At 41.3% G+C, this 21888-nt stretch carries 20 protein-coding genes; 2 read left to right on the forward strand and 18 right to left on the reverse strand.

Annotated elements, in window-relative coordinates:
- Nucleotides 1–5 precede the first annotated feature (5 nt).
- Both FBY13_RS10760 and FBY13_RS10765 read left to right on the forward strand, forming a co-directional pair.
- Nucleotides 6–803 carry an ABC transporter substrate-binding protein gene (locus FBY13_RS10760; RefSeq protein ID WP_096010792.1) on the forward strand — a complete coding sequence of 266 codons (798 nt, stop codon included), beginning with the start codon at nt 6–8 and terminating at the stop codon, nt 801–803.
- 104 nt (nt 804–907) lie between these two features.
- The gene (locus FBY13_RS10765) at nt 908–2206 is read left to right on the forward strand and encodes a succinylglutamate desuccinylase/aspartoacylase family protein (protein WP_096010793.1); all 1299 of its coding nucleotides are present in this window, start codon (nt 908–910) and stop codon (nt 2204–2206) included.
- A 192-nt stretch (nt 2207–2398) separates the two neighbouring features.
- Here FBY13_RS10765 and wzzB read toward each other — a convergent pair whose 3' ends face one another.
- The 18 genes from wzzB to galE all read right to left on the reverse strand — a co-directional run bounded on the left by wzzB (nt 2399) and on the right by galE (nt 21883).
- Nucleotides 2399–3403, reverse strand: coding sequence for an LPS O-antigen chain length determinant protein WzzB (wzzB, locus tag FBY13_RS10770; protein ID WP_096010794.1), 1005 nt, complete (start codon nt 3401–3403; stop codon nt 2399–2401).
- A gap of 96 nt (nt 3404–3499) precedes the next feature.
- Nucleotides 3500–4909, reverse strand: a complete 1410-nt coding sequence (gndA, locus tag FBY13_RS10775; protein ID WP_145394125.1) for an NADP-dependent phosphogluconate dehydrogenase — start codon at nt 4907–4909, stop codon at nt 3500–3502.
- 186 nt (nt 4910–5095) lie between these two features.
- Complete coding sequence (cpsG, locus tag FBY13_RS10780) at nt 5096–6472, reverse strand: phosphomannomutase CpsG (RefSeq protein ID WP_109717345.1); 1377 nt, start codon at nt 6470–6472, stop codon at nt 5096–5098.
- A 4-nt stretch (nt 6473–6476) separates the two neighbouring features.
- Nucleotides 6477–7220, reverse strand: a complete 744-nt coding sequence (locus FBY13_RS10785; protein ID WP_145394126.1) for a glycosyltransferase family 2 protein — start codon at nt 7218–7220, stop codon at nt 6477–6479.
- A 2-nt stretch (nt 7221–7222) separates the two neighbouring features.
- On the reverse strand, nt 7223–8638 hold the full coding sequence (locus tag FBY13_RS10790) for a mannose-1-phosphate guanylyltransferase/mannose-6-phosphate isomerase (protein WP_096010798.1): 1416 nt from the start codon (nt 8636–8638) through the stop codon (nt 7223–7225).
- Nucleotides 8639–8642: 4 nt separating this feature from the next.
- Nucleotides 8643–9107, reverse strand: a complete 465-nt coding sequence (locus FBY13_RS10795) for a GDP-mannose mannosyl hydrolase (RefSeq protein ID WP_096010799.1) — start codon at nt 9105–9107, stop codon at nt 8643–8645.
- 1 nt (nt 9108) lies between these two features.
- A complete protein-coding gene (locus FBY13_RS10800) occupies nt 9109–10071 on the reverse strand; it encodes a GDP-L-fucose synthase (protein ID WP_096010800.1) in 963 nt (320 codons plus the stop codon).
- A 2-nt stretch (nt 10072–10073) separates the two neighbouring features.
- A complete protein-coding gene (gene gmd, locus FBY13_RS10805; RefSeq protein ID WP_096010801.1) occupies nt 10074–11180 on the reverse strand; it encodes a GDP-mannose 4,6-dehydratase in 1107 nt (368 codons plus the stop codon).
- Nucleotides 11177–12214 carry a glycosyltransferase family 1 protein gene (locus FBY13_RS10810; protein ID WP_145394127.1) on the reverse strand — a complete coding sequence of 346 codons (1038 nt, stop codon included), beginning with the start codon at nt 12212–12214 and terminating at the stop codon, nt 11177–11179. The genes gmd and FBY13_RS10810 overlap by 4 nt, the downstream gene beginning before the upstream one ends.
- 36 nt (nt 12215–12250) lie before the next feature.
- Nucleotides 12251–13435: an EpsG family protein gene (locus FBY13_RS10815; protein WP_145394128.1), complete on the reverse strand. Its 1185-nt coding sequence runs from the start codon at nt 13433–13435 to the stop codon at nt 12251–12253.
- Nucleotides 13432–14340: a glycosyltransferase family 2 protein gene (locus FBY13_RS10820; RefSeq protein WP_145394129.1), complete on the reverse strand. Its 909-nt coding sequence runs from the start codon at nt 14338–14340 to the stop codon at nt 13432–13434. Before FBY13_RS10820 ends, FBY13_RS10815 begins: the two co-directional genes overlap by 4 nt.
- Nucleotides 14327–15568, reverse strand: coding sequence for a flippase (locus FBY13_RS10825; protein ID WP_145394130.1), 1242 nt, complete (start codon nt 15566–15568; stop codon nt 14327–14329). Before FBY13_RS10825 ends, FBY13_RS10820 begins: the two co-directional genes overlap by 14 nt.
- A gap of 4 nt (nt 15569–15572) precedes the next feature.
- A complete protein-coding gene (gene rfbC, locus FBY13_RS10830) occupies nt 15573–16136 on the reverse strand; it encodes a dTDP-4-dehydrorhamnose 3,5-epimerase (protein ID WP_145394131.1) in 564 nt (187 codons plus the stop codon).
- A 76-nt stretch (nt 16137–16212) separates the two neighbouring features.
- Nucleotides 16213–17088: a glucose-1-phosphate thymidylyltransferase RfbA gene (gene rfbA / locus FBY13_RS10835; protein WP_096010807.1), complete on the reverse strand. Its 876-nt coding sequence runs from the start codon at nt 17086–17088 to the stop codon at nt 16213–16215.
- 55 nt (nt 17089–17143) lie between these two features.
- A complete protein-coding gene (gene rfbD, locus FBY13_RS10840; protein ID WP_145394132.1) occupies nt 17144–18040 on the reverse strand; it encodes a dTDP-4-dehydrorhamnose reductase in 897 nt (298 codons plus the stop codon).
- On the reverse strand, nt 18040–19125 hold the full coding sequence (rfbB, locus tag FBY13_RS10845) for a dTDP-glucose 4,6-dehydratase (RefSeq protein ID WP_145394133.1): 1086 nt from the start codon (nt 19123–19125) through the stop codon (nt 18040–18042). The genes rfbD and rfbB overlap by 1 nt, the downstream gene beginning before the upstream one ends.
- 156 nt (nt 19126–19281) lie before the next feature.
- The gene (gene wecA, locus FBY13_RS10850; protein ID WP_096010810.1) at nt 19282–20358 is read right to left on the reverse strand and encodes a UDP-N-acetylglucosamine--undecaprenyl-phosphate N-acetylglucosaminephosphotransferase; all 1077 of its coding nucleotides are present in this window, start codon (nt 20356–20358) and stop codon (nt 19282–19284) included.
- A gap of 511 nt (nt 20359–20869) precedes the next feature.
- Complete coding sequence (gene galE, locus FBY13_RS10855; protein ID WP_063880164.1) at nt 20870–21883, reverse strand: UDP-glucose 4-epimerase GalE; 1014 nt, start codon at nt 21881–21883, stop codon at nt 20870–20872.
- Between the last annotated feature and the right edge of the window lie 5 nt (nt 21884–21888).

The following is a 21888-nucleotide window of genomic DNA, read 5'->3' on the forward strand; positions in this document are numbered from 1 at the left end:
TAACTATGGCAACGAAAACCCTCAAAACCCGCCTGCGCGCTGCGCTGGCACTGGCCGTGCTTGCCGGTTGTGCGTTCGGCGCACAGGCAAAAATCGAACAGGTCCGCTTCGCCGTCGATCCCACTTATCCGCCTTTCGAATCAAAAACCCCGCAGGGCAAACTGGTGGGTTTCGATATCGACTTAGGCAACGCCCTGTGTGCACAGATGCAGGCGAAGTGCGTGTGGGTGGAAAGTCAGTTCGACGGCATGATCCCGGCACTCAAAGCCCGTAAATTCGATGCCATCCTGTCTGACATGGGCATTACAGAAGAGCGTTTGAAGCAAATCGACTTTACCCAGCCGCTTTACGATACCCACACTCAGCTTATCGCACGCAAAGGTTCTGGCCTGTTACCGACGCCAGAGTCGCTCAAAGGGAAAACGGTTGGTGTAGAACAGGGCACGGTGCAGGAACGTTATGCCCGCGCCAAATGGCAGCCGCATGGCGTCACCGTGGTGCCTTACGGCGATCAGGCCCAGGTGGAAAGCGATTTAGTGGCCGGACGCCTTGACGCGGTCTTTACCGATGCCGCGCAGGCCGCCAATGGTTTTCTGAAACAGCCGCAGGGCAAAGATTTTGCGCTCGCAGGCCCGATTGTTCAGGACCCCATTATCGGTCCAGGCACGGCTATTGGCCTGCGCAAAGATGACACCGAGCTGAAAACGGCGCTGGATAATGCCTTTGATGAAATCAAGAAAAACGGCACCTTTGATAAGATTCAGAAGCACTATTTCTCGACCGACATTTCCATTCAAAAGTAAGGTCATGAAGGGCATTTTCGCCCTTCGGCCTCTGCAGGGCTATACTCAATGACTTTATGGGCAGCGCTTGCTGCCCTGAACCGACAAAAGGACATTAACACGGTATGTACCAACAACATCACCCCTTGTTAAGCGCCTCTCTCGGCACCCAGCGTGAAATCATCAGTTTTCATTTTGGCGATGACCCTACGCGACAGGTTTATATCCAGGCAGCCTTGCATGGCGATGAAATACCCGGCATGGCTGTCGCGTGGTTTTTGAAACAGCGTTTGCAAACCCTGGAGTCCGCCGGACGGTTGAAAGCGTCGTTTACACTGATCCCGGTTTCTAATCCTCTGGCGCTCAGCCAGCACTGGCATGGCACCCATTTAGGGCGATTTCATACCCAGACCGGTCAAGACTTTAACCGTAAGTTTCCGTCGCTTGGCGCGTCGCTGGCTAATGAACTGGCCACTGTCCTGACGCCAAACGAAACCCAGAACAAGCGGCTGATTCGCGATGCGATCGATCGCCACTACCGTGATACCGTGCCCAAAACGGAGCTTGAAGCACAGCGTTTCACGCTGATGCGCATGGCCAGCCAGGCTGATTTAATGATCGACCTGCATTGCGACTGGGAAGCCCTGCCGCATCTGTATACCACGCCTCATGCGTGGCCGGAGGTTGAACCGCTGGCACGCTGGTTAGGCAGTGAAGTTCAACTGCTGGCGCAAATTTCCGGCGGAGAGCCATTCGATGAAGCCTGTTGTGAACCCTGGCTGACGCTGGCTGACCGCTTTGGCGAACAGTTTCCGATGCCGCAGGGCTTATTACCTGTGACGCTTGAACTTCGGGGCGTGCGCGACGTGTCACCAGAGCAGGCGGAGCAGGATGCCGATGCGATTATCAGCGCGCTACAGGAATCGGGCTACATTACCGCCAGTGAGGCTGCCGTTTCTGTCGAGGTCGCGGCACCGGTTATCGGCGGTGATGAACTGGTGTCGGTCGCCAGCGGCGGCGAAGATGTAGTAGGCGTTGACGAGAGCGGTACCGGGCTCGGCGCTCCGGGTGTGGCAACGAGCATTGATGAAAGCAGCATTATTAAACAGCGTCATATCGAAGGGACATCCGCCCTGTCGCCTGCGCTGAAAAATCCCCCTACTCCGCTTGCGGGTTGCGAATATGTTCACTCGCCGGTGTCGGGACTGATTCTGCATCGTAAACCTCTGGGTGCGCTTATCAGGCCAGGTGAAGTGGTCGCGGAGATTGTCGATCCGGTAACGGACCATATCACGCCACTGGTGGCGGAGTTCGGTGGGATACTTTATGCCCGTCACTGGGCCAGATTTGCCACTGCAGGGATGTTGGTGTTGAGGCTGGCGGGAGAGAAGTCGGTGAGGAGTGGGGATTTGTTGGTTCAATAAGGTAAAAACTACAATTTTTAATAAATGTTCAGGATGTGGAGGTGATTTACCACCTACTCACAGATTTTACGAAAGATCTTTTAATCCTGATGCCATCAAAATAAAAAAAAGCTCATTTTACAATGAGCTTTTTCTAACAATTACAATATCAACCTATCATTTTAGATTTCTTAGATGCGTCAATCGCCTTTATTATTTTTGCTTGTAACTGTAAAAAGCATTACGTGTAATAACAAACAATGCTCCAATAATTGCACCGCCTATTATAGCAAGAAATAATATAAGGCCCTTTTTAGGACTGTCTCGCCTAAATGGAAGATCCGCTTGAGAAATGTATCGATAGGATTGGAGGTTTTCAACCTCGACTTTTAGATGCGTCACAGCCAGCAAAGCGCGCTGAGCTTCATAATACTCTTTGCTATAATCAAGAGGTTTAGAATTCTCGTTTGTCACCATAGCATTCAGTGCATCAGTACCCAGTAAATATAAGGTATCATCAGAGAGAAATTCTGCCTGATTGACTTGCAGCTTATCGACGTTGGATGCCTGAGCAACTTTGAGAGCCTGCTTGATTACATCAAGTCGGTGCTCTTTTTGATTAATGGCAACCTGAGTATAGGTATCGAGCGTATTTGTCAGTTCCCTTGTTTTCACTCCAAGGTTACGCTTAATATCATCACCATAATCTCTCACAACATCAGCATTAACATTATCAATATATTTTGAAAGTTGTGATTGTGCTTCTTTAGCCGTGCTTCCAACAAATGAGATATTGAGTGCATCATCTCTTCCTTTGATGGGCTCTACTCGTAACGACAAAGGCTCTTCAAGGTTGGCAAGTGCGCCTGACAAGGCATTTAGAGAAGCGCTGAATCGGCCAAACAGTTGATTTTGTAACCCACTTAATGAAGGTTTATCTTGTGGTGTATCTGCATATACAATAGCTAAAGCAGCATTGTAGTTAGCAACCTGCCCTGCAGCGGGTAAAGTTACTGTAGCTTGCGATGTCCATTTTTCCTTAACCACACTCACATATATTATTGCTATAATAAGCGCCGTCATCATCCCAATGACAATAAATTTCTTACCTTGCCACAGCTGAAAAACAACATCTATTAAGTCAAGCTCATTGCTTGAAACAGAATTATTTTCATGGGCTGCAGATCCTTTACCTTTAGTGGAAATATTTTCATTCATAAAAATTCAACTCGGGATAGACTGTTTCCAATCGCGTTATATGCAAAAAGGCGAACTAAAAAACGAAACCTCCCAGAAGGGAGGTTTCGTTATAAATCAATCTAACCATTCAGTATGGAAAACGCCATCTTTATCGATGCGCTTATAGGTGTGCGCACCAAAATAATCACGTTGAGCCTGAATCAGATTAGCAGGCAGAACCTCTGAACGATAGCTATCGTAGTAGGCAATAGCGGCTGAGAAAGTCGGTGTTGGAATACCATTTTGTACGGCATAAGCCACAACATCACGCAGCGCTTGTTGGTACTGGTCAGCAATATCTTTGAAGTATGGCGCCAGCAGCAGGTTAGCAATGCCTGCATTCTCTGCATACGCATCCGTAATTTTCTGCAGGAATTGCGCACGGATAATACAGCCAGCACGGAAAATCTTCGCGATTTCACCATACTGCAGATCCCAGTTGTTCTCGTCTGATGCTGCACGTAGCTGTGAGAAGCCCTGTGCATAAGAAACGATTTTACCCAGGTACAGAGCGCGACGGACTTTTTCAATGAATTCAGCTTTATCGCCGGTAAAAGCGTTAGCCTGAGGACCGCTCAGAACTTTTGAAGCAGCGACACGCTGAGTCTTCAGTGAAGAAAGATAGCGCGCAAACACAGATTCGGTAATCAGCGACAGCGGCTCACCGAGATCCAGCGAACTCTGGCTGGTCCATTTACCCGTACCTTTGTTGGCTGCTTCATCAAGAATCACATCGACCAGGTAGTGACCTTCTTCATCTTTCTTAGTGAAAATGTCCTTGGTGATATCGATCAGATAACTGCTCAGTTCACCGTTATTCCACTCAGTAAAGGTTTCAGCCAGTTCTTCATTGTTCAGGCCGAGCGCCCCTTTCAGCAGAGCATAGGCTTCGGCAATCAGCTGCATATCGCCGTATTCGATACCGTTATGAACCATCTTAACGTAATGACCAGCACCGTCCGGACCGATATAAGAGACGCAAGCCTCACCGTCCTCCGCACGTGCAGCAATCTTATCAAGAATAGGTGCAACCAGCTCATACGCTTCTTTCTGGCCACCAGGCATGATTGAAGGGCCTTTCAGTGCACCCTCTTCGCCGCCAGAAACACCAGTACCGATGAAGTTGAAACCCTGATCTGAAAGCTCTTTATTGCGACGGATGGTATCTTTATAGAAAGTATTCCCCCCATCGATCAGGATATCGCCCTTATCAAGGTGTGGAGTCAGAGAAGCAATCGTTTTATCTGTTGCTTCACCGGCTTGTACCATCAGAAGGATACGACGCGGTTTTTCGAGTGAATCAACAAACTCTTCAACGGTGTAGAACGGCGCAAGCTTCTTGCCTGGATTCTCAGCAATCACTTTATCAGTCTTCTCACGTGAGCGGTTAAAGACAGAAACGGTGTAGCCGCGGCTCTCAATATTAAGTGCCAAGTTGCGTCCCATTACTGCCATACCTACAACACCGATTTGTTGCTTAGACATATCTACTCCTGTCTTGATGTGAAATCAGCAGTACACGACTGCTTTTAATGTGTTGACATGTTATCCCATGATAACGAGATGAGGGAAGTAATTGATGGTTTCAGCATATATCGTTAAACCATAAAAACTTAAAATTTACAGGTGTACTAAACGCAACTAAACTAAAAGACATTTTTGACTTTAGGTTTAATTGGATAAATTTAAAAGGTCCAATACTTCAGATGTTTTAGATTGCATCAATTGAATATTGCCTCGTGATTCTACATTCAAACGCACCACAGGCTCCGTATTCGATCTTCTCAAATTAAAACGCCATGTTCCAAAATCAAGACTAATTCCATCAGTAAAGTCTTTACTTTCTGCAATATCTTTGTAGTGCTCGAGCACACGCTCGATCGATGCGTCAGGATCAGCTAATTTTATGTTTATTTCACCAGATGAAGGATAGGCGGCGATCCTTTCTGAAACCAGTTCACCTAAAGACACGTTTTTAAGACTAACCAGTTCAGCGATCAACAACCAGGGTATCATTCCACTATCACAATAAGCAAAATCTTTGAAATAGTGATGCGCGCTCATCTCTCCACCATAAATCGCATCTTCTTTGCGCATGCGTTCTTTAATGAATGCATGGCCTGTCTTAGACATGATCGCCTGCCCCCCGACTGAGGTAACAATGTCAATAGTGTTCCATGTCAACCGAGGATCATAGATTACTTTATCGCCAGGATTTTTCTTGAGGAAAGCTTCAGCAAGTAATCCAACGATGTAATAACCTTCAATAAATCTTCCTTTTTCATCGAAGAAAAAGCAGCGATCGAAATCACCATCAAAGGCTATCCCAAAATCGGCGTTATGCTCAATAACCGCTTTTTGCGTATCTTCACGACATTCGGGCAAGAGCGGATTGGGAATACCATTAGGGAAATGGCCGTCGGCATTATGGTGAATTTTTACTATTTCGACAGGTACATTATTTTCAACGAATCTTTTTTCGATAGCATCAATGACATGCCCAGCTACACCGTTACCGCTATTGACGACCAACTTCAGGGGTTTTAAGTTCTTGAGATTGATACTACTTATGATATGAGAAACATATTCGTTAAGGGTTGATATTTTCGAATAAGTCCCTTTAACGCTACTCTCAACAGGACTAAAAATAGCGGACTCAGCAAGGGACTGAATCTCTCTCAAGCCGGTGTCACCACTAACGGGCTTTGCGCCTGCCCGGACAAGCTTCATACCATTATAATTTATAGGATTATGGCTCGCCGTTACTTCAATACCGCCATCGCAGCCTAAGTGAAATGTGGCAAAGTAAATTTCTTCAGTACCAACCATACCCAGATCAAGTACATTAACCCCCGAATCCTGGAGGCCCTGAGCAAGAGCAAGTTTAAGCTCTTCACTTGTAAGTCTTACATCGCCACCTACAACCACTGTTTTAGGTTGTAAAAATTGGCCGAAAGCGCGGCCTATTTTATAAGCAATATCATTATTAAGTTCGTCGCCAAGTTTCCCACGAATATCATATTCTTTAAAACAAGTTAATTTTTTCATATCATTACTTGATGAATTGAGGAAGTTTAGAAAGATTTTTACATATCAGAACAACTGGCCAGAACAAGCCATTTTTTTTGATAACATCAATATCTTCTTTGGATTTCTTAATAATATTACTGAGTGATCGATTGCTTTCTCCGCCCACCCTCATCGAAATCAGAACTTTTGGGAGATAAAATACTGAGGCTTTGTGAACATATAAATATCGCAGCAAGGAATCATAATCTGCTGAGATTCTGTATGAAATATTAAATGCGCCCCACTCATCATATTTTTTCTTTTTCATGTAAAAAGTGGGATGCGGGGGCATCCATCCAAACTTAAGTTTTCTAATATCGAAGACACCACTATGCCATTTACGAACCACTTTATTCATGTTCTTTTGAGAAACATAATTAAGGTCAGAATAAACAGCATCAACATTATTATTACTAAAACTATTTACAATATCCGACACCGCGGAAGGATATGAAAAAACATCATCCGAGTGAAGAAAACCTACAATATCACCTGTTGAATGAAGGATGCCTTTATTTAAAGCATCATAAATACCTTTGTCCGGCTCGCTAATTATTTTAGAAATCCGTGAACTGTGTTCTTGTGCAACAGCGAGTGTGTTATCCTTAGATCCGCCATCAATAATAATAAACTCGATGTCATCATAATCTTGAGACTCTAATGATAAGATAGTATCTTTGATTGTTTTTTCACTATTATACGTTGCTGTAATTATAGAAACTTTCATTCTTAATATCCTGTCCCGTCATCACCAATACGGATGACATCGTCTTCAGACAAGTATGTTCCTGTACGGACTTCAATGATCTCAAGAGGAAGAACACCAGGGTTTTCGATAGCGTGCGCTTCACCTATAGGTATATATATAGATTCGTTTTCTGTAATTAGGTAACTTTGCTCGCCTTTATATACTCTTGCAGTACCAGATACAACAATCCAGTGTTCAGCACGATGATGATGTATCTGAGTTGCAGTGCGCTGCCCCTGTTTTATAGTCAATTTCTTAACATGAAAACGGGCACCTTCACTTATAGTATCATGTGAACCCCATGGTCTGAATACCTCACGGTGCTGAAGATGTTCACAACGGTCATCAATTTTTAACTGTTGAACAATATCTTTAACGCCCTGCACTTTATCTTTATGTGCAATTAATACTGCATCTTTAGTTTCGACAACGACTAAATTATCAATTCCAACAGTGGCAACAAGTTTATTTTGAGAGTATATATAACTATTGGATGTATCTGAAGTAACGACATCACCTCTGATAGCATTGTCATTTTTGTCTTTAGTGTTTATTTCCCACAAAGCAGACCATGAACCTACATCACTCCATGCTGCATTCATTGGAACCAGGACAGCGTCCTGGGTTTTTTCCATCACAGCGTAGTCAACCGATTCATCTGGGCAATTTTTGAATGCGGTGTCATCTAAACGTATAAAATCAAGATCGGTATGTTGACCAAGTAAGGCTTTTTCACAGTGTTCTAAAATTTCTTTATGAAACTTTCTTATTTCTTTTAAGAACACAGAGGCGCGAAATAAAAACATCCCGCTATTCCAATAATACTTTCCAGAGGATAAGTACTCTTGAGCAGTTTCAAGATTTGGTTTTTCTACGAAAGAATCTACTTTAAAGGAGTAATCATTTACATTAGCGCCTTGCTTGATATAGCCATATCCCGTTTCAGGGCGGTCAGGTACAATACCAAATGTAACCAGCTTACCAGACTCAGCAAGAGGAATAGCATTTTCAACTGCGGTTAAGAATGCTTGTTCATCCTTAATTACGTGATCTGCAGCCAGTACTAACATAACAGGATCGTCTAAGTTCTTAACTGCCTGTAACGCCGCTAAAGTTATTGCAGGTGCTGTATTTCGCCCCACAGGCTCCAGGAAAATCCCTCCATGTTTTATATTATGTTGCCGGAGTTGCTCAGCGACAATAAACCTGTGCGATTCGTTACATATTAAATACGGTGAAAGATGAGGCAAAGATTCAACACGCTTAATCGTTTCCTGCAGCATGGTTGCATCAGAGGTAAGTGCAAGGAATTGCTTAGGATATAATGTTCTCGATAATGGCCATAAACGACTACCCGAACCTCCAGCCATAATAACAGGTAACAATTTTACTGACATAAGATCAATGCCTTTCTTGAAAATAGTTTTTAGTATAGGTGTGAACGGAATCAGAAACTAAAAGTTCTTCTTTGCTGAACCATTTAAATTTCGCATGCTGTATGTCAGGCATACTTTCTGAATCAGATACATTAAATATAGCGTAAGCGAGAACAACATAATGCGTTTTAACATCGTCACTGACGAATGAATCGTCATAATGATGTTCATAAACACCTTTAAAGGTAGCAAGATCAATATCTAAGTTAAGATTTAACTCATCATACGCGATCCGTTTAAAGGCATTAGGGATTGTTTCCGATTTAAATATCCTGCCACCCGGTACAAACCAATAGTTTTGTGCAGGTTTATTATTTCTATATCCTAGTAAAACTTCACCTTTAGAATTTTCAACAATAAGATCAATAGAAATTAAAGGCGCATTAGCGATAACAGACTCAAATAAATCTTTGCTTAGTCGGTGTACCATTTCACTTCCTAAAAGAATTTTGATTCTCTAAAAACCAATTATATGTTTTTTTAAGTCCAACATTAAGATCGGTAGAGTAGGACCAACCCATATCTTTCAGGCGCTGTACATCGAGTAATTTCCTTGGCGTCCCGTCAGGCTTTGAACTGTCAAATTTTATTTCGCCCTTGTAACCAACTACTTCAGCAATTGTTTGCGCCAACTCTCTTATAGAGCAATCAATACCCGTTCCTACGTTTATATGTGAAAGCATAGGTGCAGTATTGTTTGCGTAAGTAGCATTATTCAGCTCCATTACAAAAACCGAAGCTTCCGCCATATCATCCACATACAAAAATTCTCGCATAGGGTTACCACTTCCCCATACAATTACTTCTGAATCGTCATTAAGCATGGCCTCATGGAAGCGACGCATCAAAGCAGGAACAACATGGGAATTCTCAGGATGAAAATTATCATTTTCACCATACAAATTAGTTGGCATTACGCTTCGATAGTCTCGCCCAAATTGCCTGTTGTAAGATTCACACAATTTAATACCTGCTATCTTAGCAATAGCATAAGGCTCGTTAGTTTGTTCAAGTTCGCCAGTAAGAAGAGCAGATTCTTTAATTGGCTGTTCGGCAAATTTTGGATAGATGCAACTTGAACCTAAAAAAAGTAATTTAGGTATATTGGCAAGATGCGCTGCATGGATGACATTGCATTCAATCAGCATGTTCTCATAAATAAAGTCAGCTGGAAAATGATTATTAGCATGAATTCCACCAACTTTTGCAGCAGCGAGATAAACCTCATCAATATCAGAAGACTGGAAAAATTCTTCTACATCATTTTTTGAAAGTAAATTTAACTCTTCTTTTGTTTTTGTAATAATTTCGATATCTGTTCGCCTGGATAGTTGGCGTAGAATTGCGGAGCCTACCATCCCGCGATGACCTGCAATAAATACTTTTTTAATCATAATTAACTTTCCACAGAAATTGAAACGTTGAAGCCATGACTTTTTAATAATGCGTGTTGTTTCGCGTTATCTAAATCGTGTCCTACCATTTCTGCACACATTTCTTCTACAGTAATTAAAGGTTCCCAGCCAAGTAGCTCCTTCGCTTTCGATGGATCACCGAGAAGCGTTTCTACTTCCGCAGGACGGAAATAACGGGGATTAACTTTAACAATAACATCGCCGACTTTTACTTCAGGCGCATTATCACCTGAAACAGACGTTACCGTAGCAATTTCATCAACACCGGTACCCGTGAACGCCAGCTCAATGCCAAGCTCACGTGCTGACATTCTTACAAATTCACGAACTGAAATTTGTTTACCTGTTGCGATAACGAAATCGTCAGCCTGATTTTGCTGCAGCATCATCCATTGCATGCGTACATAATCTTTTGCATGGCCCCAATCACGTAATGAATCCATATTCCCTAACTCTAACTGCTTCTCCAGCCCCTGCGCGATATTAGCCAGTGTTCGAGTAATTTTACGGGTAACAAATGTTTCACCACGACGTGGAGATTCGTGATTAAAAAGAATACCATTACAAGCGTACATACCATAGGATTCACGATAATTAACAGTGATCCAGTAGGCATACATTTTAGCAACGGCGTAGGGCGATCTAGGGTGGAAAGGTGTGGTTTCCTTTTGCGGAATTTCTCTTACCTGACCGTATAATTCCGAAGTAGAAGCCTGGTAAAATCTGGTTTTTTTCTCAAGGCCGCAAATACGAATAGCTTCAAGCAAACGAAGAGTACCAATCGCATCTACATCTGCAGTATATTCCGGCGATTCAAATGAAACTGCAACATGGGACATTGCGCCAAGATTATAGACCTCATCAGGACTGATATCTTTCATTAATCTTATTAAGTTTGAAGAATCAGTTAAATCACCATAGTGAAGGTACATATTACGATTTTTACTCAAAGCATTATCAATTCGTTCAGTATTAAACGATGATGTGCGTCGAATTATTCCATGGACTTCATATCCTTTTTCCAGCAAAAAATCTGCAAGATAAGATCCGTCCTGACCCGTTACGCCTGTAATTAATGCTTTTTTCATTTTATATCTCTTATTTCATCATAAAAATTTAATGTTTCCTGAGCCATTTTTGTCCAGGAAAATTTAGCAGAATTAACTAATCCAGATGAGATTAATTTTTCTCTTATTACGTTATCACCGAGTTGTAGCAACGCATGACTGATATCGTCTTCGGTGATTTTATCTAATAGAATTGCTGAGCCAGTAGCGATTTCTTTTACAGAAGAAGAGTTCGACGCTATAACAGGACACCCAGAACGCATTGCCTCTATGACAGGGATTCCAAAGCCTTCATACAAGGATGGATAAATAAGGCAATAGGCATTTGAGTAAAGTAAGTTGAGTTCTTCCTCACTAACAAATCCTGCATGATTAAAGCGACCTGGAATATATTCATTTAACAATGTCATTTCTTCAGGGTTAAACTTGCCGCCACCCACTACTACAAGTTTAATATCCTCATGCTTTTGAAGTGCTTTTACACAAGAAGTGAAATTTTTATAACCATTTCTTGCTCCTACAAAAACCACATATTTATCGTTGCTGGAAGTTTTCTCTAAAGGAGTAAAATCGCTAACGCCATTGTATATTACTTTTGTAGGAATATCCCGTGCTTCAGGGATGTATTTAAGCATATCTTTTCGCGTTGATTCAGAAATACAAATAATCCCATCACTATTGAGTATTGCACGTTTTTTTTGCCAATGATGAACTATTGTTTTGAGTCCCTTTGGGAAAACTTCATATGTGAAGTCATGCACAGTTGTGATTATTTTTACATTTTTTTTGTTTACGGGGAGTCGATAATAACTAGAATGGAAAATATCATCTTTTGTTTCAGGTGAAATACTTACGTCAATATATCTTTCTATGCTGAGACTCATCCGCGGAGTTCGGTTTACATTGAATTCGCTGGCATAGGGATTATTATTAGGATAAATAATCAATTCGTTTTCAATTTTATTTTTCTTCAGACATTTCAAATACTCATCAAAATAAACAGATATTCCACCCGAGTTTTGTAGAGAATAGATAATTCCATCAATAAAAATCATTACGTTGCCTTAATCAGTTATTCCACATGTTAACCATTATATTGAACACAGGAATTCAAGCCCCATCTCATGTAAAACTGCGCATTTTTTTTGCGCTTTAATATAAAGCCCTTCATCATTAAGGTAGTTAGCTGCCTGGAAGATAGTTTCCTGATTCATTATTCCATATCGTGAATGCTCATAAAGCATGGGTCGCGCAGCTTGCGCGATTAGAAAAAGATAAATCATTAATTTGGTAACAGGAAAAGACGCTGTGCTTTTAATTTTATCGAAATAAATGGAATCTGAAATTTTCGTATTAAGCATTATTATGACAAATGGCAGCCCATACCATCCTATTCTTGTCATAACAGGCATCATTTTTCCAATAATTATTGCAAAACTTATATAAAGTATAATACCTGGTAAAACTAAATTCAGGCGCTGATTAGTAAGCCATTCATCTTTGCGTTTAATCTGCTTATAGCATAAAAAGAGTAGTACTATTAGTATGAAATCAAATACCGTACCCACACCAGCTGAAAGTTGAGGGCGATAAGCTTCAGAGGTGAGATAAAAATTTAATTTTTCATACACAAGTGAACCTGGTTGTAACAGTGAAAAAACGACATTTAAAATAATAAAAGGAATAAATAGAAATGCTAATGAAAATAGCAGTGTCGATAAAGAACTTAATCTTGAAAGTCTTGGCGAAATTATTGGGAAAATAAAAAGCAAACATACAATAGCTGTTGTGTGTACGGTACTGGCTAACAAAATCAATAGTACATAAACTATTATTTTCCTTCTGAAAAGGAAAGGTATTGCTAATAATAATAATGAAATTGCTATCGATTGTCTTACTGCTTCGAGGTAAAGCATCCAATACATAAAACTAAGCATTGAAAAATATATAAATGCTTTATTTTCGAATTGTTTTGAAAACTTATCAAGGCAATAGATATTAAATATGGCAATTACTATATTATAGCCTAGAAACCCTAAGCTTCCGAATACATAGACTATAAGATTGAACCCAGGTTCGAATTGCGGAGCGTTGTTGTCACAATGATTGTTTTGCAAACAATCATAATTTTGAAAATAACCTATCCAGTCATTTCCCGCTGGATAAGAAAAGCAAAAAACCAATAAAGTGATGATTAGGCACGTAACTCTTTCACTTTTCCTGTGTCTCAATAAGGATATGAGAAGAGTTATAGAAAAATATATAAAATAAATCATCTGCTTACCACAAAAGCTAAGAACATAGTCAAGGCAAATCCTTTCCTGTTCTCAAATAAAATTGCGGGCATAATATATTTAAAAGCAAAAAAAACGTCAGATAACCACGAAGTACAAACAGAATGAAGAGATTCATTTCCTTCAATTTTTTTCGCTGCTGAGATGAGGCGCGTTATTTTTTTTCTGTAATTTATTACTTTCTTAATTGTTAGAGGAAGCGTAGTTATCTTTGCCCATAATGTTTTACCTGCCCCACCTACAACGTTATTGCTATGTTGACGGTATAAAATAGTCTGATGATTGTAGAAATATAGTCCACTCTCTGTCGCAGCGTTAAGCGCCAGCCAGTTATCATGCATTGTAATTCCTTCGGGCATAGGCAAGCATTTTTTAAGCAGTTTTCTATTAACTATTACGGAACAACCGTACACACTGCATTTCCAAATCAGCGTATTACAGTTAATATTTTCTGTAGGATTTATAGATCTCGATTTATAAAAACTTTCAGATACAATATTTAAATTCTCATCCACCAAAGTAAGATCGCTAAACACCATTGCGACATTATCCTGAGGCTTTTCCATCATTGCTGCTAATAAATTATTGATCCGCTGCTCAGGCCAATAGTCATCCTGATCTGAAAGCAACACATACTCTGCATCGGTAGCCAGTAAAGCTTTGTTGAAATTGTTGACTACACCGCCTTGTCTTTCTGTATTAATTAATTTTATTCTAGAATCAGTAGATGCAAAATCTTTTATAATTTTAATCGTGTTATCGGTAGATGCATCGTCACTGATATACAAGGTCCAGTAAGGATAGGTTTGTCTTTGTATAGACAATAGTTGCTCAGCTATAAACCTTTCACCGTTATAGGTTGCCATTGCTATGTCAACGTTCTGCATCTAATTTCCTTGAAAGATAAAATAAAGCGAAAAAATCTACTATCACCCTCACGCTCCATGCTATTGCAGTCCCTGTCAATGCATAATTAACAGTTAAATAATAAAGCATTAGCAAATAAGGTACTAACTCTAACATATGAAGACTTGCTGTAATGTGTGCCTTGCCAATAGCTTGTATTTTCGAAAATGGAATTTGTGCCATCGCATTAAATAAAAAACCAATTAAAAGGATCTTTAATATTTTTGCAGGTTCTCCGACATAATCATTTCCCATCCAGGCAACCAGTATCTTTTCGGCAAATGGAATGCCGATGATAAGGATGGGCAAACAACATGCTGCCATTAATAAATAACTCAATTTTTCAAGTTTTTTTCTGTCAACGTTGCCCGCACTTAGTTTAGGAAAAAGCGCTCTGGAAAGTGCTGTAGGAATATTTAAGAGACGAGAGATGGCTTCTGAAGGCGCTGTATAATATGCTATTTTGTTTGCGCCGAGCAGATGCGATATCACAAACCGGTCAAAATAGACCATCACAGGTGATATAACATTGCTTATTGTAATCCATCCACCGAACTTCAATAGCCGAAGATAAGTTTCTTTACTTAATTTAAAGTCTCTGAGAATAATTTCACGGCTAAAGTAGAAACTCATTATCAGCGAAATAACCCGACCTACCAGTAACCCTAAAATTGCATAATAAAGACTATTATGCAGCAACACTAAAATCGCAGGTATTGCTGCTATGGAGGAACTACTTAGTGCGCGCTGTATATTAATTACAGCGAACCTTTCGTGCCCTTCCAGATAAGCTAACCATATTTGATTCAATAAAAAAACGGGTATCGTTAGCGCCAGCACTTTAAATGATGATTGAACGTCACTCACATTGACTGTTGACACATTCAAAAAACCCGGGACATAAGAAGTGATAAAGTAAAGTATTACTCCCGCTATACATCCTAATGCCAAAACAGAAACTGATGCTGTTGATATTATTTTAACTTGCTCATCGTCATCATGTCTGTATAAAGATATTTCTCTTATAACCGCACGTGTTAGCCCTGCATCAAATATGCTTGCATAGCCTACTACAGCAAATGCTAACGTAAAAATTCCAAAAAGCTCAGTTCCAAGCGTACGTGCTAAAATACCCAAACTCGGAATAGCTACAATAGTCGGTATTATGAACCCTGACAGATTAAATATGCTGTTTTTTATTAAACTCATTGTGTTATACAGATATGAAATTAGTAAAATTTGATTTAAAAGAACTTCCTTTCTCATCTTTTACTGATAACTCAGGCATGACATTACCCATAAGAGGCCAGGTAATATTCAAATCTTTATCATCCCATTTTATGCATCTTTCATTTTCTGGAGAATAATAGTCTGTTGCTTTATAAACAAATTCCACCTCTTCAGTTAACGTATAAAATCCATGGGCAAAACCCTCTGGAATCCATAACTGTTTTTTATTTTCAGCTGAGAGATAAACACCTATCCACTTACCAAAAGAAACTGAGTCCGGTCTGATATCTACTGCAACATCATAAACTTCACCCTTAACACAGCGAACTAACTTACCCTGTGACATGGGTGATTTCTGGAAATGAAGCCCGCGTAAAACATTCTTCTTTGATTTAGAATGATTATCTTGAACGAAGTTTACTTCGTAGCCGACTGCCTCCTCAAAAACTTTTTTATTAAAGCTTTCAAAGAAAAACCCGCGATCATCACCAAATACTTTTGGTTCAATAATCATTACATCATTAATATCTGTTTTTAGGATATTCATATTTTCAATCTGTATGATAAATTTCTTAAAGGCTGATTTTTATTTAAGATGATAATACTAGCTAAACAATCAATTATTACTGTTTTATCATTCTCATCAGATATTGGCCGTATTGATTTTTTTCAAGTGGTTTTGCAAGTTTTGCAACCTGCTCGCGATCAATGAAACCTTTCCTGTATGCAATTTCCTCAGGGCATGAAATTTTTAATCCCTGACGTTCTTCAATTGTCTGTATAAAATTACTCGCTTCAATCAAACTCTGATGTGTTCCCGTATCAAGCCAGGCAAAGCCTCTCCCCATCATTGCTACAGATAAATCACCTTGCTTGAGATAAAGACGATTAATATCCGTAATTTCTAACTCACCGCGAGATGATGGTTTGAGTTTTTTTGCCATATCCACTACACGATTGTCATAAAAATAGAGACCTGTTACAGCGTAATTGCTTTTTGGGTTAACTGGTTTCTCTTCAAGGCTAATGGCTTTCCCGTCTTTATCAAATTCAGCAACGCCGTAACGCTCAGGATCGTTGACGTGATAAGCAAATACAGTCGCTCCGCTTTCTTTTTCTATTGCCGTTTCCATTAATTTTGGCAAGTCATGACCGTAAAAAATATTGTCGCCTAAAACTAATGCACAGTTATCATTGCCTATAAATTCTTCACCAATAATAAAAGCCTGAGCCAGGCCATCTGGGCTTTGTTGAACCTTGTATTCAAGATTCAGTCCCCATTGACTTCCGTCACCTAAAAGTTGCTCGAAACGTGGAGTATCTTGGGGAGTACTGATAATTAAGATGTCACGAATACCCGCAAGCATTAATGTTGATAGCGGATAATAGATCATGGGTTTATCGTATATAGGCAGTAATTGTTTACTGACGGCCATTGTAACGGGATAGAGGCGTGTTCCAGATCCACCTGCAAGAATAATTCCTTTACGCTTTGCCATTCATTTATCTCTTTAAGCACAATCAGCCTGAAATCAGGCAATCAATTGATTATTGTTACGGAATTGCTGCAAAAACTTCACTTAGCATACGCTTAACACCTAACTGCCATTCAGGTAACCTTAACCCAAACACCTCCTGGAAACGGGTATTGTTTAACCGGGAATTATTAGGTCGTCGAGCTGGAGTGGGATAAGCGCTGGTTGCTACAGCATTGAGTTTTTCCAGAGACAGCACAACACCTGTTTTTCGTGCCTCATTAAATATCAATGATGCATATTCATACCAGGACGTCGTACCACTTGCAGTCAGATGATAGATGCCTGCGACGTCAGGCTGACTCAATGCCATTCTAAGAGCATGAGCAGTACAATCAGCCAGCAGTTCCGACCCAGTAGGTGCACCAAACTGATCGTCTATTACAGAAAGTTCGTTTCTTTGCATGGCCAACTTCAGCATAGTTTTTGCAAAGTTGTTTCCTTTTGCTGCATAGACCCAACTGGTTCGAAAAATCAGATAGTTAGTTGAATAGGTACTTAAGGCATGCTCACCCGCAAGTTTACTTGCACCGTAAGTATTTATTGGGCTGGTAACATCGGATTCAGACCATGCGCTGTCGCCTGTTCCTGAAAATACATAATCAGTAGAATAATGGACAACCCAGGCATTAATTTTCTGAGCTTCTTTTGCAATCATTTCAACGCAGTGAGCATTAATCAAATAAGCTTGTTCAGGTTCAGACTCAGCTTTATCTACTGCTGTGTAAGCTGCGGCATTGACGATGATACCAGGTTTGATATGGCGAATTGTTTTTATTAATTCTTCGGGCTTACTTAAATCGCCACAATATTCTTTGGAGTGTCTGTCCAGCGCAATTACATTTCCCAAAGGAGCCAGAGCACGCTGAAGTTCCCAACCTACCTGCCCCGATTTCCCTAACAACAGGATATCCATTACTGACGATCTCCGTAATTCTCTTCAATCCAGCTTTTGTAAGCACCACTTTTAATATTGCTTACCCACTGTGTATTAGCTAAATACCATTTTACTGTTTTACGAATCCCGCTCTCAAATGTCTCTAATGGCTTCCACCCCAATTCACGCGCTATTTTGCTTGAATCAATCGCATAGCGGCGATCGTGGCCTGGGCGATCTTTTACATAAGTAATTTGTTCACGATAAGAAACATCTTTAGGACAGATTTCATCCAGTAAATCGCAAATAGTATGCACTACATCGAGATTTTTCTTCTCGTTGTGACCACCAATGTTATATGTCTCACCCGCTTTGCCCATTTTAACCACGACGACAAGTGCTCTGGCATGATCTTCTACATATAACCAATCGCGGATTTGATCGCCTTTGCCATAAACCGGCAACGGCTTACCATCAACCGCATTGAGAATGACTAACGGGATGAGTTTTTCTGGAAAATGATATGGGCCATAGTTATTCGAACAATTCGTTATGATTACCGGTAGCCCATACGTACGTGACCAGGCTCTGACCAGATGATCACTCGATGCTTTTGACGCAGAATAGGGACTGCTCGGCGCATAGGCAGTATCTTCAGTGAAAAGTGGCAATTCAGACCCAACCTCAACCTCGTCAGGATGTGGCAAATCACCATAAACCTCATCCGTTGAGATATGATGAAATCTAAATTTTTCTTTTTTAACACTATCAAGTTGAAGCCAGTATTGTCTGGTTGCCTCAAGTAACGTGTATGTCCCTACGATATTCGTTTCAATGAACGCCGCAGGACCTGTAATTGAACGGTCTACGTGACTTTCAGCTGCCAGATGCATGATGGCATCAGGTTGGTGACGCTGAAGAATACTCGCCATCTCACTTGCATTGCATATATCCGCTTTTTCAAAAGCATAGCGTTGATGGCCATCGATTTCTTTTAGAGATTCAAGATTGCCTGCATACGTCAGTTTATCAACATTAACCACAGTATCTTGAGTATTTTTGATAATATGCCTAACTACAGCAGACCCAATAAATCCCGCACCACCGGTAACTAAAATTTTCACGTTCGCTATCCAGAATATTATTTTTAGTACTACATTCTGAAAAGATTTTTAAACATCTAACATCTAATTCAAAATGCCGTTAAATTTTCACATGAAGATAAACTTCAAACCACAAAAAAAATCGTTATTACATTTGAAATATTTATAAAACACGCATCAATATTTATCTGCAAATACATTGTTATCATTCTGATTTGTCAGAGTAATTTGATTAACCCTATGGAAACGCGCTGACTTATAAATGATGGCGTTGAATGTAAAAAAGATGCCAATGAAAAAGATCAGTTGCCAACAATCACTGAGGCCAAAAGCATCAAAGCCAATGCCTGTTGCTGCAAGCACCGCCGCACATGCAACCATAACAACGAGTGTCCCACGCCCGGTTAAGCCACCTCGCATAAGGAGATGATGTAGATGTTCACGATCGGGTTTAAATGGGCTTGAACCACGACGAATGCGTGCTGTCATCACCCGAACCATGTCCATTAGAGGTACGGCAATAAGCCACAATGCGGTAACGGGTCGCATCACCGGCTCCGTTCCCTGAGTGGCCAACATCAGTAGCCAAATCACTGTGAAACCGATTAGCGTACTTCCTGCATCGCCCATGAAGACTTTAAACTTTTTACCCCATGGAATACCGAGGTTTAACAATATGTAAGGCAGACAAGCGGCCATGAGGCAGGTACACCACAGCGCAAGATGCTTGTTACCACCGAGTTCAAACACAATGCCTAATGCGCCAAAGGTCACACATGATAATGCACCCAATAGCCCATCGATTCCGTCAACCATGTTAAACGCGTTAATCGCACCTATAACAGCGAATAGTGTGACAGCATAACCAAAGATCCCTAAAACTAACTGAAAACCAAAGAGAACATTACCTAGCGAGTAGAGGTAGTATCCATTCCACATCATGATGCAAGCCATGAGTGCCTGAATCATTATGCGCGGCATTACGGGCAGATCGAAACGATCGTCAAGTACGCCTACGGCTAAAAGCACAGTAGCGCAGAACATATAAATGGTGAAGTCAGGTAACCAACCCGGCTGCATGATATACAGTATCCATAATGATAAGTAGACCGAAACGCCACCAACCAGTGGAATGTGTCCTTTATGCTGTTTTCTGTCGTTGGGCTTATCAACCAGCCCGACTTTGCGAGCCACTTTGCGCGCTATGAATAGCAACGCAAATGCACTTAGAAAAACACAAACGATCTCTTGCATGTATGCACCACTGCTGAGTTGTCATATTTTGACCACGCTACCGCCCCTGGCTATCGCAACCACTTGCGTGAACGTAGTTTTAGCCATCGTTAAGCATAGACTGCATTACAAAATGGCGTTGTATTGCCGGGCTAATATTTTTGAGAACCCAGCCTAATCGATAAAAAACCTTACGATTCTCGTACTATACGGGTCTCGAAACAAGATTTAAAAAGCCACTTTTTGACAATTTTGTAATTAACCCGACTGCAAAATCACAAACTTGCTCATTTAATCTACAAAGCTCTACGTCCATTCGCACAGCAGGTTAAGTATAACGGCCATATTCCCTTGATTTTATTCATTAAAAAAACAAAAATTTGATATTCTGCCTTTTTTCTAATGAAGCGGTTTCATTTGCTGGCTAATCTAAAAAAATTCACTGCCTGAAAGAAAAAACCCCCGCGTTGTTCTAATGCTATGTTAGTCATTAAACAACGTGGGGGTTTTTTATACGCTCAACGTGACGGGATTAGCGAAACCCATCCGGATTCTTCGACTGCCAGTTCCACGTATCGCGCATCATCGCATCAATACCACGCGAAACCCGCCAGTCCAGTTCCTGGTTTGCCAGCGAGGCATCCGCCCAGAACGCAGGCAAATCACCATCACGGCGCGGCTTGATTTCAAACGGAATCGGTTTGCCTGAGGCTTTCTCAAACGCCTTGATCATTTCCAACACGGAGAAACCTTTCCCACCGCCGAGGTTATAGGCTTTATAACCCTCAATCTTGCCAAGATGGTCCAGCGCTTTCAGGTGGCCTTCCGCCAGGTCAACAACGTGAATATAGTCACGCAGACAGGTGCCGTCTGGCGTGTCATAGTCACCGCCGAAAACGCCTAACTTGTCCAGCCGACCGATAGCGACCTGGGCAATATAGGGCAGCAGGTTATTAGGAATACCCGTTGGGTCTTCGCCAATCTCACCCGACTCATGCGCGCCGACCGGGTTAAAGTAGCGCAGTGCAATGGTTTTGAAATGAGGTTCAGCTTTGGCGAAATCACGAATGATAAATTCAACCATCAGTTTGGAGGTACCATACGGACTCGTGGTACCACCAATCGGTGTGGTTTCCACGTAAGGCACGGGCGCATTGGCACCGTAAACGGTGGCGGAAGAGCTGAAAATAAAGTTCCAGACGCCCGCATTGCGCATCTCTTCCAGCAGAACTACCGTGCCGGCTACGTTGTTTTCGTAGTATTCCAGCGGCATACGCGTTGACTCCCCTACCGCTTTTAACGCGGCAAAGTGAATCACGGCAGAGATACTGTTTGAAGCGAACAGGTCACGCAGGCAGGCGCGGTCAAGAACATCACCTTCAATAAAGGTGGCTTTCTTACCGGCAAGTTTTTCAACCCGATTGATGGCCTCACGCGAGGCGTTGCACAGATTATCCAGTACCACCACATCATCACCGCGCTCAAGCAGTGCCAGCACTGTGTGGGAGCCGATATAACCTGCTCCTCCCGTTACCAAAATAGCCATCTTTT

The organism is Pantoea sp. SJZ147 (assembly GCF_007828605.1).
GTDB lineage: Bacteria > Pseudomonadota > Gammaproteobacteria > Enterobacterales > Enterobacteriaceae > Pantoea > Pantoea allii.

Bases quoted from the DNA above. Each gene is read 5' to 3' on its own strand.
- galE (WP_063880164.1), bottom strand. From the start codon at position 21,883: ATGGCTATTTTGGTAACGGGAGGAGCAGGTTATATCGGCTCCCACACA.
- wzzB (WP_096010794.1), bottom strand. From the start codon at position 3,403: ATGAATGAAAATATTTCCACTAAAGGTAAAGGATCTGCAGCCCATGAA.
- rfbA (WP_096010807.1), bottom strand. From the start codon at position 17,088: ATGGCAAAGCGTAAAGGAATTATTCTTGCAGGTGGATCTGGAACACGC.
- wecA (WP_096010810.1), bottom strand. From the start codon at position 20,358: ATGCAAGAGATCGTTTGTGTTTTTCTAAGTGCATTTGCGTTGCTATTC.
- FBY13_RS10810 (WP_145394127.1), bottom strand. From the start codon at position 12,214: ATGATTTTTATTGATGGAATTATCTATTCTCTACAAAACTCGGGTGGA.
- gndA (WP_145394125.1), bottom strand. From the start codon at position 4,909: ATGTCTAAGCAACAAATCGGTGTTGTAGGTATGGCAGTAATGGGACGC.
- FBY13_RS10815 (WP_145394128.1), bottom strand. From the start codon at position 13,435: ATGATTTATTTTATATATTTTTCTATAACTCTTCTCATATCCTTATTG.
- gmd (WP_096010801.1), bottom strand. From the start codon at position 11,180: ATGAAAAAAGCATTAATTACAGGCGTAACGGGTCAGGACGGATCTTAT.
- FBY13_RS10795 (WP_096010799.1), bottom strand. From the start codon at position 9,107: ATGGTACACCGACTAAGCAAAGATTTATTTGAGTCTGTTATCGCTAAT.
- FBY13_RS10760 (WP_096010792.1), top strand. From the start codon at position 6: ATGGCAACGAAAACCCTCAAAACCCGCCTGCGCGCTGCGCTGGCACTG.
- rfbC (WP_145394131.1), bottom strand. From the start codon at position 16,136: ATGAATATCCTAAAAACAGATATTAATGATGTAATGATTATTGAACCA.
- FBY13_RS10820 (WP_145394129.1), bottom strand. From the start codon at position 14,340: ATGCAGAACGTTGACATAGCAATGGCAACCTATAACGGTGAAAGGTTT.
- FBY13_RS10800 (WP_096010800.1), bottom strand. From the start codon at position 10,071: ATGATTAAAAAAGTATTTATTGCAGGTCATCGCGGGATGGTAGGCTCC.
- FBY13_RS10765 (WP_096010793.1), top strand. From the start codon at position 908: ATGTACCAACAACATCACCCCTTGTTAAGCGCCTCTCTCGGCACCCAG.
- FBY13_RS10785 (WP_145394126.1), bottom strand. From the start codon at position 7,220: ATGAAAGTTTCTATAATTACAGCAACGTATAATAGTGAAAAAACAATC.
- cpsG (WP_109717345.1), bottom strand. From the start codon at position 6,472: ATGAAAAAATTAACTTGTTTTAAAGAATATGATATTCGTGGGAAACTT.
- rfbD (WP_145394132.1), bottom strand. From the start codon at position 18,040: ATGGATATCCTGTTGTTAGGGAAATCGGGGCAGGTAGGTTGGGAACTT.
- FBY13_RS10790 (WP_096010798.1), bottom strand. From the start codon at position 8,638: ATGTCAGTAAAATTGTTACCTGTTATTATGGCTGGAGGTTCGGGTAGT.
- FBY13_RS10825 (WP_145394130.1), bottom strand. From the start codon at position 15,568: ATGAGTTTAATAAAAAACAGCATATTTAATCTGTCAGGGTTCATAATA.